This window comes from Rhizobium sp. 768_B6_N1_8 (assembly GCF_051811225.1).
GTDB lineage: Bacteria > Pseudomonadota > Alphaproteobacteria > Rhizobiales > Rhizobiaceae > Rhizobium.
The window spans coordinates 1,767,230-1,782,425 of the sequence record NZ_JBPWPV010000002.1 but is presented as its reverse complement, the minus strand read 5'-3'; the positions used below and the strand labels follow the sequence as shown (position 1 = coordinate 1,782,425).

Genomic DNA, 15,196 nt, shown 5'->3' with positions numbered 1-15,196 from the left:
TCACACGCATCCGCCTGGTCTCAGTTGGCCTTGAGCGCCATTTCTGTTTCGCCGTCGAAAAGATGCATCCGCTCCTGATCGAACTCGAGCCAAATTTGTTCATCGGGCGCCACGGCAATGGTCGGCGGCACGCTGACGTTGACAATGGCGCCGGACAGGAACGCCTGCACAAAAGTGACGTCTCCAGTCGGCTCCACCGTGTAGGCCTTGGCAGGGACGCTTCCAGGTATCGCACTCTTATGCAGCCTGATCGTCGAGTGACGTGCCCCGAGCACGACTTTCTTGGTTGTTGCCCTCGAGACCTTCTGAGCGTTTTGTGGCGAGAGCTCGAGGCGCCAGCCCTCCACGCTCGTCAACACAGTATTGCCGTTTGCCGTTGACGCCTCCAGCGGAACGAGGCTCATCGCCGGGCTGCCGACGAAGCTGGCGACGAACATGTTCACAGGATGGGCAAAGACCTGCGCCGGTGTATCGTATTGCTGCAAGTAGCCGCCGTTCATCACCGCCATCCTGTCGGCCATGGTTACCGCTTCGAGCTGGTCGTGTGTCACGTAGATGATCGTCGCGTTGAGGTCCTGGTGGAAACGCTTGATCTCGGAGCGCATCTGCACGCGCAGCTTTGCGTCGAGGTTGGAGAGTGGTTCATCCATCAGGAATACCGCCGGATCGCGAACGAGGGCACGGCCCAGCGCCACGCGCTGCTGTTGCCCGCCCGAAAGTTCGCGCGGCTTGCGCTCGAGCAGCTGCGTCATGTCGAGCACGCGCGCTGCTTCCTTGACCTTCTTGTCGATCTCGTCCCTTGGCAGTTTGCGCATCTGCAGCGGGAACGCCAGATTTTTGTAGACCGATTTCTGCGGATAGAGCGCGTAGTTCTGGAACACCATTGCGATGTCGCGGTCCTTGGGGTCGAGGTCGTTGACCACCCTGTCGCCGATGACGATGTCGCCAGATGTGATGGGGATGAGCCCCGCCACAAGATTGAGTGTGGTTGTCTTGCCGCAGCCTGAGGGGCCGACGAGCGCAACGAATTCGCCGTCGTTGACCGTCAGCGAAACGTCGTTGACAGCTTTGAAGCTGCCATAGGTCTTGACCAGATCTTTGAGGACCACATGGGCCACCGGCAACTCCCTTAGTGCTTGACTGCGCCTTCCGTGAGGGCGCGTACGAAGTATCGCTGCAGGACAAGGAACAGGACCACGACGGGCACGCTCATCATGAAGCTGGCCGCCATCAGGCCCGGAAAGTCCGTTGTATTCTCCGAGAAGAAGCGCTGGATGCCGACCGGCAGTGTCAACTGCTCGTTCTTGGAGAGGAAGGTGTAGGCGTAGATGTACTCGTTCCACGCGCCGATGAAGGAATAGATCGCCGTGGCGATGATTCCCGGCGCCGAGAGCGGCATCACGATGAGGACAAAGGCCTGGAACCGCGTTGCCCCGTCGATGCGTGCGGCCTGCTCGAGTTGCACCGGGATGTTGTCGTAGAAGCCCTTGAGCAGCCAGATTGCCAGCGGCAGGCCGAATGTGAGGTAGGTGAGGATGAGCGACCCATGCGTGTTCACCAGCCCGATCGCGCGCATCAGGATGAAGAGCGGCACGAGAAAAATCACTGCCGGGAACATGTTCCGAAGCAAGACGGCGAAGAACAGAAAGTTCCGACCCGGGAAGGTGAAGCGCGAAAACGCGTAGGCCGCAGGAACTGCCACGATCACCGAAAGGATGGTCGTGGCGGTGGAGACGAAAAGGCTGTTCCAGAAGAAGCGCAGGAAGTCCTGGCCGACGCTGTTTTGCGGATCGAGCAGCTTCTGGTAGCTGGCAAGGGTGGGTTGGTCCGGCCACCATTGCGGCGGGAATTGCATGGCCGCGAAGCCGGACTTGATCGAGGTGATCAGCATCCAGATCATCGGTAATGCGGTGTAAAGCAGCATGAACACGAGGAAGATGCGTCCGCCCCACCGCCATCCATCGATGCGGGTACGGCGACGCGCCTGGCTTCGACGAGCAGTCTCGGCAATCGCGCTCATTCGTTTCCATCCTTCCGTTCATTGCCGCTCAACGCACGGACGTAGAAGTAGCCGAGCGACATCAGGATCAGGAACAGCAGCACCGAATAGGCCGATGCCACCCCCCAGCGCTGGCGGCCGAAGGCGAGCTCATAAATATGGGTGATCCAGATATGCGATGCGTTCGACGGCCCACCGCCGGTCATGATCCAGGGGATGATGAAAGAATTGAAGTTCGCCACTGCCAGCAGAAGGATCGTCACCGTCGAGACGTTTCTCAAGTGCGGAAAGGTGACGTGCCAGAACCGCTGCCACGCATTGGCTCCGTCGACCTTTGCTGCGCGCAGCAACTGATCGGGAACCGTCTGCAGCCCAGCCATCATCATGATCATAGCAAACGGAAACTCTCGCCAGATATTCACGACGATCAGCGAGGGCAGCACCGTGCTGACGCTGTCGATGAAATTCGGCGGCCGGTCGGCCAACCCGAGGCCGACCAGCACCGCGCCAATGATCCCAAAGTCCGAATGGTAGATCCACTTCCAGATATAGGACGCGGCGACCGCGCTGATGACCCAGGGAATGATCAGGATGGCCCGCAGGATGCCGCGGCCGATAAAGTCGCGATGGAGCGCCAAGGCACAGGCAAATCCCAGGACAAATGAGATAAAAGTGGATGCCAGTGTCCAGATAAGAGTGTTCGAGGTGACCGTCCAGAACACCGGACTTGTGAGGATGGCGATGTAGTTGTCGAAGCCGACGAAAATCTTGTCCCGGAGCTGAAGGCCAGGTGGTGTATTAAAGAACGACAGCTCGATCGTGTAGTAGATAGGGTAGGCTATGACGATGAGCATTACGGCGATCGCAGGAAGCACATACGCGTAGTCAGCGCGATGCTCCCAAATCTTTCGCAGCACGCCGGACCTATCGGGGTGCAGTCTTCGGCGAACCTCGGCCTTGCCAGTCAAGATCGTCACTGTGCCCTGCCCTTATTCTTCGGAAGAAACCGGCTGCAATCGAGGCGCAGCCGGTCAGATCGGCAGGCCTGGACTAGAGTCCGCCGTCCGTCAGGTCTTTTACCTTCTTGGCTGCGTCGTCTGCTGCTTGGTCGACGGTCATGGCTCCGGTCAGGGCATTCTGCAGCATGTCCGGGACGATAATATTCATGATCTCGGGAGACTGTGGCAGCGCCGGGAAGGGGATGCCGTATGGCAGCATCGAGGTCGTGACATCAAGGAACTTGATGTTATCAAGACGTTCCTTCATCCATTTGGTCTTGAAGCCGTTAAGGTTTCCCGGGTTCGAGCCGGCATAGGCCATCTTCAGCGACCATTCGGGGCTCGTCCACATGCAGATGATAGCCTTTGCAGCCGGCTCGTCTACCTTGCCGCCCTCGACATATTCGGGCTTCAGGATGTGAATGTTGGAGCCGCCAAACACGACGGCACGCTTGCCGTCGGGGCCGGTCGGAATCAGGCCGTAGCGCATGTTGTCGATGACGGTCTGCGCTTTTTCCTTGTCGCTGCCCGTCGTCTTCTTCTGCAGGTCGAGCATGACGTTGTAGTCGGACGGGTGCGAGATCATCATGCCGAGCTGGCCAGCGAGGAAGAGGGGCTGGTTGTCCGCCTGCTGGTTGGTGAGTGCCGAAACCGGAACCGACTTGTCGCGAACATACATATCGTAGGAGGCTTGCAATGCCGCCTTGCTCTGCGGGCTATTGAGCTCGACCTCTTTATAGGTTGGGTTGGCGGTAGCTTCGTCGAAGACGCCGCCGCCATAGGCCCACAGTTGCGGCATGAAACGGTACGGCGTATTGCCCGCATTCTTGCGCGCCACGAGGCCGTAACCGGCAATGCCGAGCCTGTCGTGGATCTGCTTGGAATCTTTGACGACGTCGTCCCAGGTTGCCGGAGCCTTGTCCGGATCGAGGCCTGCACGCTTGAAGATGTCGGCGTTCCAGATGAACGCCATCGTCTCGTTGTTGGTTGGAATGCCGTAGGTCACCCCGTCCCAGGTTACAGCCTTCATTGCGCCGGGCCAGAAATCCTCGGTCGAATACCCGACATCTTCGGGTTTGAGCGGCTGCAAATAGCCCTTTGCGGCGAACTCGGTGCCACCAAGGATTTGCAGGCGGACCGCCATGGGCGCTGCATTGCCAAGGAGTGCGGTCCGGAACTTGTCCAGCAGGTCGTTATAGGTGAGGGCTTGTTCCTCGAGCTGGATGTTCGGATAGGTTTTGCGGAAGGTCTCGAAGAAGTCCTTGTAATACTGGCGCAGGAGGTCGGGGTCGCCCTCGAAGACGCCCTGATACCAGAAAGTCAGTCGCCCCTTATAGTCGAGCGGAGTGACCTTGGCGCAATCGGCCGCCGTGTCAAAATCTTGTGTGCCGGCGATGGAGCGAACGTATTCCGGCGACCACTTGCTCAGGTCGACCGGCGCACCCATCGCAGACACGGACATCAACGATACCATCAAAGCAGTCGAGCCAGTGCCGCACAGGATGGCACGGCCGAGTGAAATCCTCGTCATAGGTAACCTCCCAGGTTTTCTCCCATGCCGCTCTGCATCGAGGCGAGCGGTCTTTGCTCTCCGGCCGCGGGACTTCCCCTAATGTATCCCTTCGACCTGATCATACGTTTTCAGATCGTAGATTGCCTGTCAATCAGAGAAATCGTACATTGTTTAGAGAAGCTTCGCGTGATATCCGAACAATGTGTGTATTCATTGGGGACAATCTTGGCCGAAACGAGCGATTTTAAAGCACAGCCACCCGAAGGCATCGACGCTATCGGGGCCTCCAGTGAGGGCGCCTCGCTTTATCAACTGATCAGGGATGACATCATCGAAGGGCGGCTCGCTGCCAACGAGCGGCTTGTTGTCACCGATCTCGCCCGGCGCCACGGCACCTCGACCAACCCCGTGCGCGAGGCTCTGCAACTGTTGCGCGGGGAGGGCTTTGTCACCTTCGTCCCCAACCGCGGAGCGCGTGTCCGGCCCATAGATCAGGATTTCGTTAGGGACATCTATGAGATCGGGGTCTTGATCGAGCCGGCACTGACGAAATGGTTCGTGAATATGGCCACCGTCGAGGACATTGCTGAACTCGAACGCATCCAAGGCCTGATTGAAGAGAACAACTTCGCCGACCCGTTCAGACACAGCGAACTGGACACCGCCTTTCACACGGTAATGTACCAGAAGCACTACAACCGCCATGCCGCCGAGCTTTGGTGGAAGCATCGCGAAGTGCTTCGAGCCGTAAGTCGGCGTTTCGACTTCACGCTCGCCCGGCGTGCCGCAATCCTTAGCGAGCATCGCGAGCTCATCGCGCATGTAAAAGCGGGACATGCGAACGAGGCAGCCGAACTCATTGCACGCCATGTTGAGGGCTCCGGCCGGCACATCCTCGAGCACATGCGTGCGCGTAATGCCGCTCGGGCAGGATAGAATCCACAACCTGAATATCGTTATCCCGACCACTTCAGTTAAAGGCAGTTGAGATGAAAATCACCAGCGTTCGGCCGTGGTTAATCAGATCCGATGCTTCCTATTGGGGAGAGTTCCTGTTCGTCGAAGTGACGACTGACGAGGGGGTGAGCGGCTGGGGAGAGATCACCACCACGACAAGGCTTGCCAATCGCGCCCTCTGCACGATCCTTCGCCAGATCGGTGCCGCTTTGACAGGCGAGGACCCGGCGCGGATCGAGTATCTGTGGCACAAGATATTCCGTAGCTTCACTTATATGGGCAGTCGCGGTGCGGCCGTCGAATGCGTAAGCGCCATCGATATCGCCCTCTGGGATATCCGCGGCAAAGTCCTTGGCAAGCCGATTTACGAGCTGTTGGGCGGACCGGTACGCGATGAAATTTCGCTCTACACCCATCCCAACCAGCGCAAGTTTACCAGCAAGGAGGCTGTGGTCCAGGAAATTCGAGACATCGTCGACTCGGGCCACACTGCGCTCAAGTTCGATCCTTTTCCCCAGCAGGGTCGCACCGCCGGCGGACAGGCTCGCGAGCAGCGGGACGGCTATCTCGATGGCAGCATGACCCGCAAGGATGAGCGCGAAGCCGCCGAACTGACGGCTCTGATCCGCCAGACGGCGGGCGCTGATGTCGACATCCTCATCGATGCGCATGGCCGGTTCGACGTTCCCACCGCCATTCGCCTTTGTCGGAGCCTTGAGGAAGCTGGTCAGATCGACTGGTTCGAGGAGCCCTGTCCACCGGAAAGCCTCAACGCTCTCAGGCAGGTCCGTGAGAAGGTCAGCGCCGCGATCTCGTGGGGCGAGCGTGGCCACACGAAGTGGGATTTCGTGCCGGTGCTCGAAAACAGGCTCGCCGACTACATCATGCCGGATGTCACCTGGACCGGCGGCATTACCGAACTCAAGAAGATTTCTGCCCTATGCGAAGCCTATTACATCCCGGTCTCGCCGCATGACGCCGCAGGGCCAATCAACGTGGTTGCGGGAGCGCAGGTGATGATGACCGTTCCCAATTTCTACAAACTTGAAACGTCGGAGTGGAACCTGGGCAAATACGATCACCTCATCGACAGACCACTCGATGTTTCGAACGGCAGCCTCAAGCTTGCGCCCAAGCCCGGTCTCGGCGTTGAAATGAACCGCGACTACCTTCAAAATCACGAGATAGAGCTCGACTAGCTAGCAACGCTCTACGCCGCCTCAGCGTGCGCGACGACGAGCCCCCCGACCAGAACGAGGATAGATCATGCCAGAGGCACATGGAGCCGACGAGGCGCTCAATCGGGTGAACACGCATTCCAAGCCGTCCGACCTTCGCATCACCGACATGCGGGTCGCCGAAATTGTCGGCGCGCCGTTCACCTCAGTGCTGCTTAAGATTTACACCAACCAGGGCATCGTCGGGCTTGGCGAGGTGCGCGACGGCGCCAGCGCCACCTACGCACTGATGCTGAAGAGCCGGTTGCTTGGCGAGAACCCTTGCGACATCGACCGCCTGTTTCGCCGCATCAAGCAGTTCGGCGGGCACGGCCGGCAAGGCGGCGGCGTATCGGCGGTCGAAATCGCGTTGTGGGATCTTGCCGGCAAGGCCTATGGCGTCCCTATCTACCAGATGCTCGGTGGCCGGTTTCGGGAAAAAGTGCGCGTCTATTGCGATACCGACGCTACCGTGCCGAGCGGTACCGAGACCGGTAAGCGCCTCAAGCAGCGCATGGAGCTCGGATTCACCTTCCTCAAGATGGATTTGGGATTGATGCAGATTGCGGATGTGCCCGGTGCGGTCGTGTTTCCTGCCGGCTCACTCGAAGGATACCGCGACGGTCCCAGTCGCGGCCCGCTGAAGACCATTGAAGAGCGGCGTGTCCGCAACGCTTCATACGATTTGCATAACGTCCCGCACCCGTTTACCGGCCTGCACTTTTCCGACAAGGGCCTCGACCTGCTTGAGCAATACATCGCCGAGGTTCGTGAGGTCATCGGCATGGATGTGCCGCTTGCGATCGACCATATCGGCCACATCTCCATGCAGAACGGCATTCGCCTTGCCAGGCGAATTGAAAAATACGTGCCAGCCTGGCTCGAGGATGTGATCCCCTGGCAATATACCGAGCAATACCGACAACTGCAGGATGCCACGACGGTGCCGATCTGCACTGGTGAGGATATATATCTCAAGGAGGGCTTCGAGCCTCTGCTCAACAGCGGCGGCGTCTCCGTTATCCACCCGGACCTTCTCACCAGTGGGGGCATTCTCGAGACCAAGAAGATCGGCGACAGGGCGCAGGACCGTGGTGTTGCCATGGCAATCCACATGGCAGAAAGTCCAATCGCCGCAATGGCCGCGGCACATGTCGCGACCGCGACCGAGAATTTCATGGCGCTCGAATACCATTCCGCCGATGTCGACTGGTGGGACGATATCGTCACGGGCCTTCCCAAGCCGCTGGTCAAGAACGGCTTCATCACTGTATCGGACAAGCCGGGTCTGGGGATTGACGACGTCGTCGATGAGGTGATCTCGCAGCATCTGCAGCCGGGTGTCACCGGCATTTGGCAGCCTACGGATCGCTGGGACGATGAGTATTCCTGGGATCGCACCTGGAGCTGAAGCGAAAAGGAACGAAGATGAAGATCACCGATCTCCGCTGCGCTGTTATCGGCAAACACCCGATCGTCCGCATCGTAACCGACGAGGGCCTCTATGGCTTGGGTGAAGTCGAATTCACCAAGTCCTACCTCAAGCCCTTTGTGCTGCATTTCCGCGAGGCTTTGATCGGCGAGGACCCGACCGATGTCGAAAGAGTAATGCTGAAGATCCGCCAACGCGGCTCTTTCAAGCCGTACGGTGCGGCGGTGAGTGCTATTGAGCATGCGCTGTGGGATATTGCTGGAAAGGCTGCGGGCGTGCCCGTCTATAAACTGCTCGGCGGCAAGGTGCGGGACAAGGTACGCGTATACAATGGCTCTGTCCGCCAGAAACGCACGGGCGACCGACCGGAGGATTACGCCGCTGACGTCAAATGGATGATGGAGCAGCCGCAGAACTTCTTCATGGTCAAGCAAGGCATCTCGTTCCACTCGAACATGAAGGACACCATCGAGGACTTCCACTACGGCGTGACGCAGAAGAAGGCCGGTTATCACGGTGCCATGGATCAGGGCGTGATCAGCGAGCGGGGTTTCAATCACATGCTCGACTGCGTGATCGCGATGAAGGAAGTGCTGGGCGACAAAGTCAGCCTGGCGCTCGACTGCGGCCCGGGCTGGATGCTGCCCGATGCGATCAAGTTCGCTCGCGCAGTCGAGAAGTACAATTTGATGTGGCTCGAGGACATGCTGACCGGCGACTACGTGCCGTGGGTCAATCCGCAGGCCTATCGGGAGCTGACGATCTCCACCTCGACGCCAATCCACACTGGTGAGCAGATCTACCTGCGGCACAATTTCAAGGAACTGATCGAGTCGCAGGCGGTGCGCGTCATCGGCCCAGATCCAGCCGATATTGGCGGCATTGCCGAGCTCAAATGGGTCGCCGAGCACGCCTACATGCATTCGATCCTGATGGCGCCGCACGGCACCGCTAACGGGCTTCTGGGGCTCGGCGCGTTGATCAATGTCTGCGCCACATTGCCGGCAAATTACATCGCATTCGAATATCCGAGCGCCTCCGACCCTTGGTGGGAGGATCTGGTAATCGGCTTGCCGCCGCAGATCGTGAAGGACAGCATGGTGGACCTGCTGGAAGCGCCGGGGCTGGGCCTCGATATCGACGCTGAGGGGGCCAGGAGATATCTCAGGGAAGAGGATGCGGGGTTCTTCGACTGAACCCCTCCATCTGCCGTGCTCATCTTGCCGGACGCTAGGTATAGGGCTTGTCGAAATAAGAAGCGCTGACCGATCCGCCGACCCAATTCGGCGCGGGCAACATTCGCGGCTTTTCAGCCGGCATCAGCCGACGCTGAGACGTTGAGCCGCTATTGAGGCGAGAACCGACAAGATAGTTGATAGTAAAAGAATACCAGATGTTGCGAACAGCGAGCCTGTTGCGCCTGGCTCGTGCACAATTCCCGCAACACGACTGATGAGAGAGGCAAATGAAGCTGCCGCCGCGATTACGGTTGCCGCACTAAGGAAGACAACGACGGCTACCAAGCTATCCAGCACAACTTCAAGAAAGGGGTTTCCATCATTCACGATTAAACCTCCACGCTTGCTGCGTTATATGTCGCCAAGCATGTTGCGCGAAAAGTTTACAATCTGCAACCCTGAATCGTCAGGCTGGCGTCGTATGGCCGATGAATCCTCAAAAATGATTCGGCGCGTCTCCGGGTTTCGCACGCAACGCAGCATGGGCTTCGTACCTGAAGTATGGTGCGCCCTCCTATCGCCGTCGACGGCGTCTTCGACCGTGACGTTCCTTCAGCTTGTCGTGATAATCCTCTGCCGCTCGGGACGCCTCACGCGGTCTCGGCCCATCCTTGCTACGGCATGACTCTGTGCCCGAGCTAGAAAGCTAATCCGCCGTTCCAGCCCCGCCAGTTACTTTTGCCGCTCGTCGTAGTTTCGAGCTGAATTCGAGCGACGGTTTCCCGGCCGTTTTAGCCCGCGAAATCCTATTTGCCTTCTCCAGTCACCCGGCCTGCTTACCCCGCATTTGCTCCGTTTTTGCGGCTGGGCCTTCGGTCAGCGCCCCATCCGCCCGGCATGCCAGTCAGCCACGCTGCTGGACGTAGAGCATGCGCTCGCGTGTCGCGAACCATTCCTCGGCGTAATCGTCGTTCTTGTATTCGTCGAAATAGGGTCCGCCATCCGTGAAATGCACGATCTTGGCGTCATCGCGCTTGTCATATTCGTTGACGAGATAGTTCCAGGTGACGGGTAGCTCGCCGATCAGATCGTCGCCGTCGAGCCACTTGAACTGGTGCAACTGCAGCCCGGTTGCGGTATTGACGTAATCAGACGTCAGCGCCCTGCATTTCGCGTTATTGAAGAGGATCAGGCTCGACCAGTTCTTCTTTTCGTACTTAGTCTGCACCTGGCCGAGAAACTTCGTTTCGACCTTAGGCTGGTAATCGTGCTTGACGCACATGACGGAATAGCGCTCATCGCGCAGCGCCCAGAGCTCGGCAATATCCGTGCGCGCAAGCATGTCGCAATCCATGAACAGGCTCCATCCCTCATACTGACTGAGATAGGGCGTCAGGAAGCGCGAGAAGGAGAACTCGGTCGACTGAAGGGCGTTGCGTTCACGCGTAAACGTGCTTTCGATATTGTGCAGGTAGATCGGCGTGATTCTCACCGGCACGCTCGATTTTTCCAGAATACTCTGCGATAGCACGTGATGGGCGACAACTTCCTTTGAATCAAAACCAACATAGATGTTGACGATATCGGTCATATCAATTTCTCCTCGGGACGAATTATGTGTTGCCTTCAGGAAGCTTGCTTCTTTTGGCGGTCGAGCGCGCGCTGCTTGCGGGTCTTTGGCCGCGCCTTGCGGAAGGCCTGGTCGAGCGCCCGCTGCCATTTGGTTAGTGACATCAGGCCGTCGATGAGGGTCAGCGCATGATCGAGCCGCGTGGAGAGTGCATCATTGATCCCCGCCTGGATCTCCTCGCTTTCCGCATCCGGAAAATGCCGGGTCAGAAGGTCGAAGCGGTACGGCCTGGCATGTTCGGCGCTCGTAATGATACCTCTTCGCGCCAGAAGCCCGAAATAGATCCGCTCGAATGTCCAGTCATGAACGTCGAAGACCTTCCAGCGCGCACTCCGTTTCCCGGAAAATCCGGCGAGCACGATCTTCGGTGTCAGCTCAAGCTCGCGCATCCACGCAACCAACGCAAAGCCGCTCGTCGGGATCTTGTCCGGCGGATAGTGTCGCGACATCAGCGTCTCGAGATCGCTGTACATGACTGTCGCACCCTTGAATGCGCCGACGGGGCTGAAGCGCTCCTCAGGTGCCGTACGGATATTCAGAATGCCGAGGAACTTGTCCGAAGTGAAGAATTTTAGGACCTCGTCCACCTCCCGCCGATGGACGATATTCGCGCCCATCATGCCGCTGCGCGCCACAAGAATGGCATGCCCGGGAAAACTGTCGTCGAGAACCTTGTAGACCTTGTTGAAGAAGACGAACAACGTATCCCCTGGAAACTCCGTCCGCATCGACTGCGGATCGAGCGCCTCGCTATTGGCGACCAGAACGATGTGCGAATAGCGATTGAAGAATGCGCGCCACGCATCGGCGCCCTGCGTGTGAAAGACGGGACTTCCGGAATTTTCGGATCCGGGGCTCGTTTCAGCCCTTGGGACCTCACCCGCGCCAAAATGTGCCTTCAGTTGTTGGGCGCGGTGCATCGCGCCGGCGCGCTTGCCGAGCGCCAGGAGATAGTCGGCAGCCTTTCGCAAGCCGCCGCGCCGGCTGACAAATCCTGACCATGGCGTTTTCGAAAGCATGTTCGAATAGATCTCGGCATAGACCGACTGCCCAGCCTGCACCGATAAATGCCACGGCTTGCGACGTCCGGTGAAATGCAGGAGCACAGCATTGCGGATATAGGGCATGATACCGGTCTGGACATTCCACCGGCTGTCCAGCCGTTGCCACGTCCCGCGAAAGGCAATATTGAGAATATCCTGGTCGTTGGAGGCAAAGCATCGCCCTGATCTGAGCAGCGAACGCGCCATCTCGAAAAAGCCGCCGGCCCGGACGGCGGCACAATCTATGAGAACGACCCCGGCATTGAAATATCCCGCCCCCGGGTCGAGGCCGAGCTCCCGCTCCAGCTGTCCGATCTTGTCGGGGAAGGCAATGCGGTAGTCGTCAACCGCACCGATCGCCTTGCCGTTGAGATCGACATCGAAGAGTGGATCGACATTGCCGACGGCCAATATATCTGCATCAAGGTAAAGAACGCGCTCCAGCTCCCCGCCCATCAGCTTGTCGAGATAGAGGCGCGCAAGCGTCGACTTGTGCCAGCGGCCTGCCGTCTCGGGCGTATCGGTGGGAAAAGTGAAATCGACGACGTCGATATCGATACCGTTGACGGCGTTGAAGGTCGCGACCCCAGCTTTCTGGTCTTCAGGCAAATCGATGCCGACAATGATCAGCTTGATATCGTTCTTTTGACTATTGCGTTCGACAGACAGAAGCGCGCAGCAGGCTGCCGGAAGCATTCGCGCATCCGTGAATACGTATATGGCCTTGCTACGTATGCGAACCGACATCCCACCCACCTGAGATATGCAGTATTGAACGACGACAGGAGCCTTATCGAGATTGGATATTCAATGAAAATTCGGGAAAAGCCAGTTATATTTGTCGCGTAAACGCTCAAACATTGTACGCAAGAGAGTTTTGTCAACGTCATCAGGGTTTTTTACCTTCGCTTCAATCTGTTTCCGCATCTGACCGCCGTGGAAAATGTCGTCCTGGCGCAGATGCACGCTGCTGCCGTCGACGAGCGTGAAGCTGTGGGCGAGCCGTACGATTGCTGACCCGGGTTGGTCTTCTACACCGTGCGCTGGCCTATCCGGAGCAAATGTCAGGCGGAGAGCAACAGCGCGTTGCAATCGCGCGGGCTCTTGCTCTTTCGCCAACCGTACTTCTGTTTGACGCGTGCTTGACGAGCCGACCTCCGCGCTCGATCCGGAATCGACCGACGACGTGCTGCGCGTGATGCGCGAGCTTGCCAGCGACGCGATGACAATGATCATCGCCGTGCGAGGGGACTTTGGCGTGGATTTGCTATGCTCACGCTATAAATCGACAGAGGTCCTAGAGCGGCTGTCCTATCGTTATGTCCACCTGGAAATCCACGCCCGCGCTCCGTCCAGCGTCTTGAAATCGTCGAGCGATCGGCTCGGAATGTCCGGATAACTCGTGGCAGCCATTTCACTTAAGGCGCGTCCCGGTCCAAATTCCAGGAAGGCCGTTGCGCCGTTTTCGACGCAGCCCTGCAAGTTGTCCGCCCATCTGACCGTGTGCGAAATCTGCGCGGCCAGCTTGTCCAGCCCCTGATCCAACCGGGACACGCTGGCTCCATCGATCCCGCTCAGAAGTCTAGCTCCAGCAATAGGTGGAAACGCCTTGGGTGGACCTTCGAGGACGCTACGAAATTGCGCGGATACCTCGGAAAGGAGCGGGGTGTGAGACGCGACCTCCACGGGAAGACGAACGATGCGCGTGGCGTGTGCTTTACTAGCGTTCCGCGTGATCGCCGCCAAGAAGGTCTGCCCCCCTCCGACGACGAAAGCATCATCTGGATTAATTATCGCTATGGCTCCGTGGTGCTCTTCACAGAGGCGGCGTATCGCCTCGTAGGCGAGACCTCTTATAAAGACCAGCCCATCACCTGCCGCGCTAGCCCCAGACATCATCTCGGCGCGTCGCGCAGCAAGCGTCAAGGTATCAATGTGACGGAAGACGCCAGCTGCGCCCCACGCGGCAATCTCTCCGACGCTGTAACCGGCGAAAACCGAACGCTGCGGAATGCTCGTCTTCAGCGCGGTTATCGCAGCGAGCGACTGAAGGGTGCAGAGGATTTGAGCGGTCCGGTTTTCGAAGACCCCATTCTCGGCCTCTTGCCTTACGATGATGCGTGGATCGACACGGTCCAGCAGCATCGTCGCACTGGCGAACAAGTGGCTGGCCATCGCGCAATCCCCGGTCAGGGTGAACATGTTCGGGTTCTGATTCCCCTGACCGGAACACAAGATGGCAAGTGTCATGACTGGACCTACCGGGGATAGAGTATGATTATGGCAATGGGCAGGGTGATCACGCCGAACACCGTGAGTGACATCACGAAAAAAGTTGGTGTCAGCGCGAGTAGGATGGTTCCGGCCATCGACTTCAGGGTCCCTCTATCTCATCGACGAACAGCGTCATTGCAAGAAGGTCCGCTGCTCCGCCTGCGCTGAGTGTTCTGGTGATGAACTCTTTGTGGATCGATTGTGCGCGTCGTTGCCAGCGACCGGCGCCGATTCCGCCTGTCGCCAGAAAATGACGTGCAGCCCGCTGGGCAAAGCGAAGGCCTTCCTCGCCGCCCCTGTGCAGAAGGTTGGTGTCATCCAGCTCTGCGATCAGCGCAAAGCAGGTTTCGACCCTCTGCGCCTCCAGATCGTCGGGCGATTTGAGCCGCGCAGCCTGTAGTGCGGGAATTCCGATCTTGTAGACACTCGGAAATCCCTTGGCGGCCTCCGCTCGCGCGCCGCCCGCTCCGTAGCGAAGTTGCGCCTGTGCACCGTGACTATCGGCAAGCCTTGGACCTGCAAGAATGCTTTGGCCCCAAAGCTCGTGGACGACCGAGCCAAGCGGCGATCGGGGGCTGACAACGCCGTTGGCCCTCGCTCCCGCGGCAGCACATAGCAGACCCATGCCGAAGATTGCTCCTCGATGAGTATTAATGCCGTTCGTCGCCGACAGCATCGCCGTTTCGGCTGCGAGTCCGATGGACCTGAGATGCGTCATTTGACAGCCACTTGCGCCGGCGACCACAAGAGACCGGAGATACGGCTCGATTGCGGAAGCACTGTCGCGAAACGTCCCGGCGTCCATGTCACTGTGGCTGCCTGAATCCACATGGCTGACCAAACCCGGCTTCGGCCACGTCTCCACCTCCAGAAGGAGGCTTTTCTTCGCTAGAGAAGCGATGCCCGCCGCATCGACAGTCAAGCGCGCGGAAGCTTCGAACATGGAGACAGGAAG

13 protein-coding genes and 1 pseudogene are annotated in these 15,196 nt (G+C 58.6%); 5 read left to right on the top strand and 9 right to left on the bottom strand.

Going from position 1 to position 15,196, the window contains the following annotated elements:
• Positions 1-20: 20 nt before the first annotated feature.
• The 4 genes from AB8B33_RS32440 to AB8B33_RS32425 form a co-directional block, all read right to left on the bottom strand.
• Positions 21-1,118 carry an ABC transporter ATP-binding protein gene (locus AB8B33_RS32440; protein ID WP_439018511.1) on the bottom strand — a complete coding sequence of 366 codons (1,098 nt, stop codon included), beginning with the start codon at positions 1,116-1,118 and terminating at the stop codon, positions 21-23.
• Between the two features lie 11 nt (positions 1,119-1,129).
• Positions 1,130-2,020: a carbohydrate ABC transporter permease gene (locus AB8B33_RS32435; protein ID WP_310380897.1), complete on the bottom strand. Its 891-nt coding sequence runs from the start codon at positions 2,018-2,020 to the stop codon at positions 1,130-1,132.
• Positions 2,017-2,976 (bottom strand): carbohydrate ABC transporter permease, encoded by a 960-nt coding sequence (locus AB8B33_RS32430; protein ID WP_439018510.1) that lies wholly within the window; start codon positions 2,974-2,976, stop codon positions 2,017-2,019. The genes AB8B33_RS32435 and AB8B33_RS32430 overlap by 4 nt, the downstream gene beginning before the upstream one ends.
• 73 nt (positions 2,977-3,049) lie before the next feature.
• Entirely contained in the window at positions 3,050-4,528 is a 1,479-nt protein-coding gene (locus AB8B33_RS32425) for an ABC transporter substrate-binding protein (RefSeq protein WP_439018509.1), read from the bottom strand.
• A gap of 207 nt (positions 4,529-4,735) precedes the next feature.
• On the opposite strand from AB8B33_RS32425, the gene AB8B33_RS32420 reads away from it, so the two are divergent.
• The 4 genes from AB8B33_RS32420 (at position 4,736) to AB8B33_RS32405 (ending at position 9,312) form a co-directional block, all read left to right on the top strand.
• Positions 4,736-5,446: a GntR family transcriptional regulator gene (locus AB8B33_RS32420; protein WP_310380905.1), complete on the top strand. Its 711-nt coding sequence runs from the start codon at positions 4,736-4,738 to the stop codon at positions 5,444-5,446.
• 53 nt (positions 5,447-5,499) lie between these two features.
• Entirely contained in the window at positions 5,500-6,666 is a 1,167-nt protein-coding gene (locus tag AB8B33_RS32415; RefSeq protein WP_439018508.1) for a mandelate racemase/muconate lactonizing enzyme family protein, read from the top strand.
• Between the two features lie 67 nt (positions 6,667-6,733).
• The gene (locus AB8B33_RS32410; RefSeq protein ID WP_439018507.1) at positions 6,734-8,095 is read left to right on the top strand and encodes a mandelate racemase/muconate lactonizing enzyme family protein; all 1,362 of its coding nucleotides are present in this window, start codon (positions 6,734-6,736) and stop codon (positions 8,093-8,095) included.
• A 17-nt stretch (positions 8,096-8,112) separates the two neighbouring features.
• A complete protein-coding gene (locus tag AB8B33_RS32405; protein ID WP_439018506.1) occupies positions 8,113-9,312 on the top strand; it encodes a mandelate racemase/muconate lactonizing enzyme family protein in 1,200 nt (399 codons plus the stop codon).
• Positions 9,313-9,435: 123 nt separating this feature from the next.
• Here AB8B33_RS32405 and AB8B33_RS32400 read toward each other — a convergent pair whose 3' ends face one another.
• From AB8B33_RS32400 to AB8B33_RS32390, 3 genes are all read right to left on the bottom strand, one after another.
• Complete coding sequence (locus tag AB8B33_RS32400) at positions 9,436-9,681, bottom strand: hypothetical protein (RefSeq protein ID WP_162747937.1); 246 nt, start codon at positions 9,679-9,681, stop codon at positions 9,436-9,438.
• Positions 9,682-10,198: 517 nt separating this feature from the next.
• Positions 10,199-10,885, bottom strand: a complete 687-nt coding sequence (locus tag AB8B33_RS32395; RefSeq protein ID WP_439018505.1) for a glycosyltransferase — start codon at positions 10,883-10,885, stop codon at positions 10,199-10,201.
• Positions 10,886-10,920: 35 nt separating this feature from the next.
• Positions 10,921-12,663: a glycosyltransferase family 8 protein gene (locus tag AB8B33_RS32390; protein WP_439018504.1), complete on the bottom strand. Its 1,743-nt coding sequence runs from the start codon at positions 12,661-12,663 to the stop codon at positions 10,921-10,923.
• A 207-nt stretch (positions 12,664-12,870) separates the two neighbouring features.
• Here AB8B33_RS32390 and AB8B33_RS32385 point away from each other — a divergent pair.
• A pseudogene (locus AB8B33_RS32385) lies at positions 12,871-13,204 on the top strand (ATP-binding cassette domain-containing protein); the annotation flags it as partial.
• An 80-nt stretch (positions 13,205-13,284) separates the two neighbouring features.
• Here AB8B33_RS32385 and AB8B33_RS32380 read toward each other — a convergent pair.
• A complete protein-coding gene (locus AB8B33_RS32380) occupies positions 13,285-14,217 on the bottom strand; it encodes an acyltransferase domain-containing protein (protein ID WP_439018503.1) in 933 nt (310 codons plus the stop codon).
• 124 nt (positions 14,218-14,341) lie between these two features.
• On the bottom strand, positions 14,342-15,184 hold the full coding sequence (gene mdcB / locus AB8B33_RS32375; protein WP_439018904.1) for a triphosphoribosyl-dephospho-CoA synthase MdcB: 843 nt from the start codon (positions 15,182-15,184) through the stop codon (positions 14,342-14,344).
• Positions 15,185-15,196 lie beyond the last annotated feature (12 nt).

What these genes read in the sequence shown, in the direction of transcription:
- AB8B33_RS32435 (WP_310380897.1), bottom strand. Translation starts at nt 2,020, where the DNA reads ATGAGCGCGATTGCCGAGACTGCTCGTCGAAGCCAGGCGCGTCGCCGT.
- AB8B33_RS32425 (WP_439018509.1), bottom strand. Translation starts at nt 4,528, where the DNA reads ATGACGAGGATTTCACTCGGCCGTGCCATCCTGTGCGGCACTGGCTCG.
- AB8B33_RS32415 (WP_439018508.1), top strand. Translation starts at nt 5,500, where the DNA reads ATGAAAATCACCAGCGTTCGGCCGTGGTTAATCAGATCCGATGCTTCC.
- AB8B33_RS32410 (WP_439018507.1), top strand. Translation starts at nt 6,734, where the DNA reads ATGCCAGAGGCACATGGAGCCGACGAGGCGCTCAATCGGGTGAACACG.
- AB8B33_RS32405 (WP_439018506.1), top strand. Translation starts at nt 8,113, where the DNA reads ATGAAGATCACCGATCTCCGCTGCGCTGTTATCGGCAAACACCCGATC.
- AB8B33_RS32395 (WP_439018505.1), bottom strand. Translation starts at nt 10,885, where the DNA reads ATGACCGATATCGTCAACATCTATGTTGGTTTTGATTCAAAGGAAGTT.
- AB8B33_RS32390 (WP_439018504.1), bottom strand. Translation starts at nt 12,663, where the DNA reads ATGCTTCCGGCAGCCTGCTGCGCGCTTCTGTCTGTCGAACGCAATAGT.
- AB8B33_RS32380 (WP_439018503.1), bottom strand. Translation starts at nt 14,217, where the DNA reads ATGACACTTGCCATCTTGTGTTCCGGTCAGGGGAATCAGAACCCGAAC.
- mdcB (WP_439018904.1), bottom strand. Translation starts at nt 15,184, where the DNA reads ATGTTCGAAGCTTCCGCGCGCTTGACTGTCGATGCGGCGGGCATCGCT.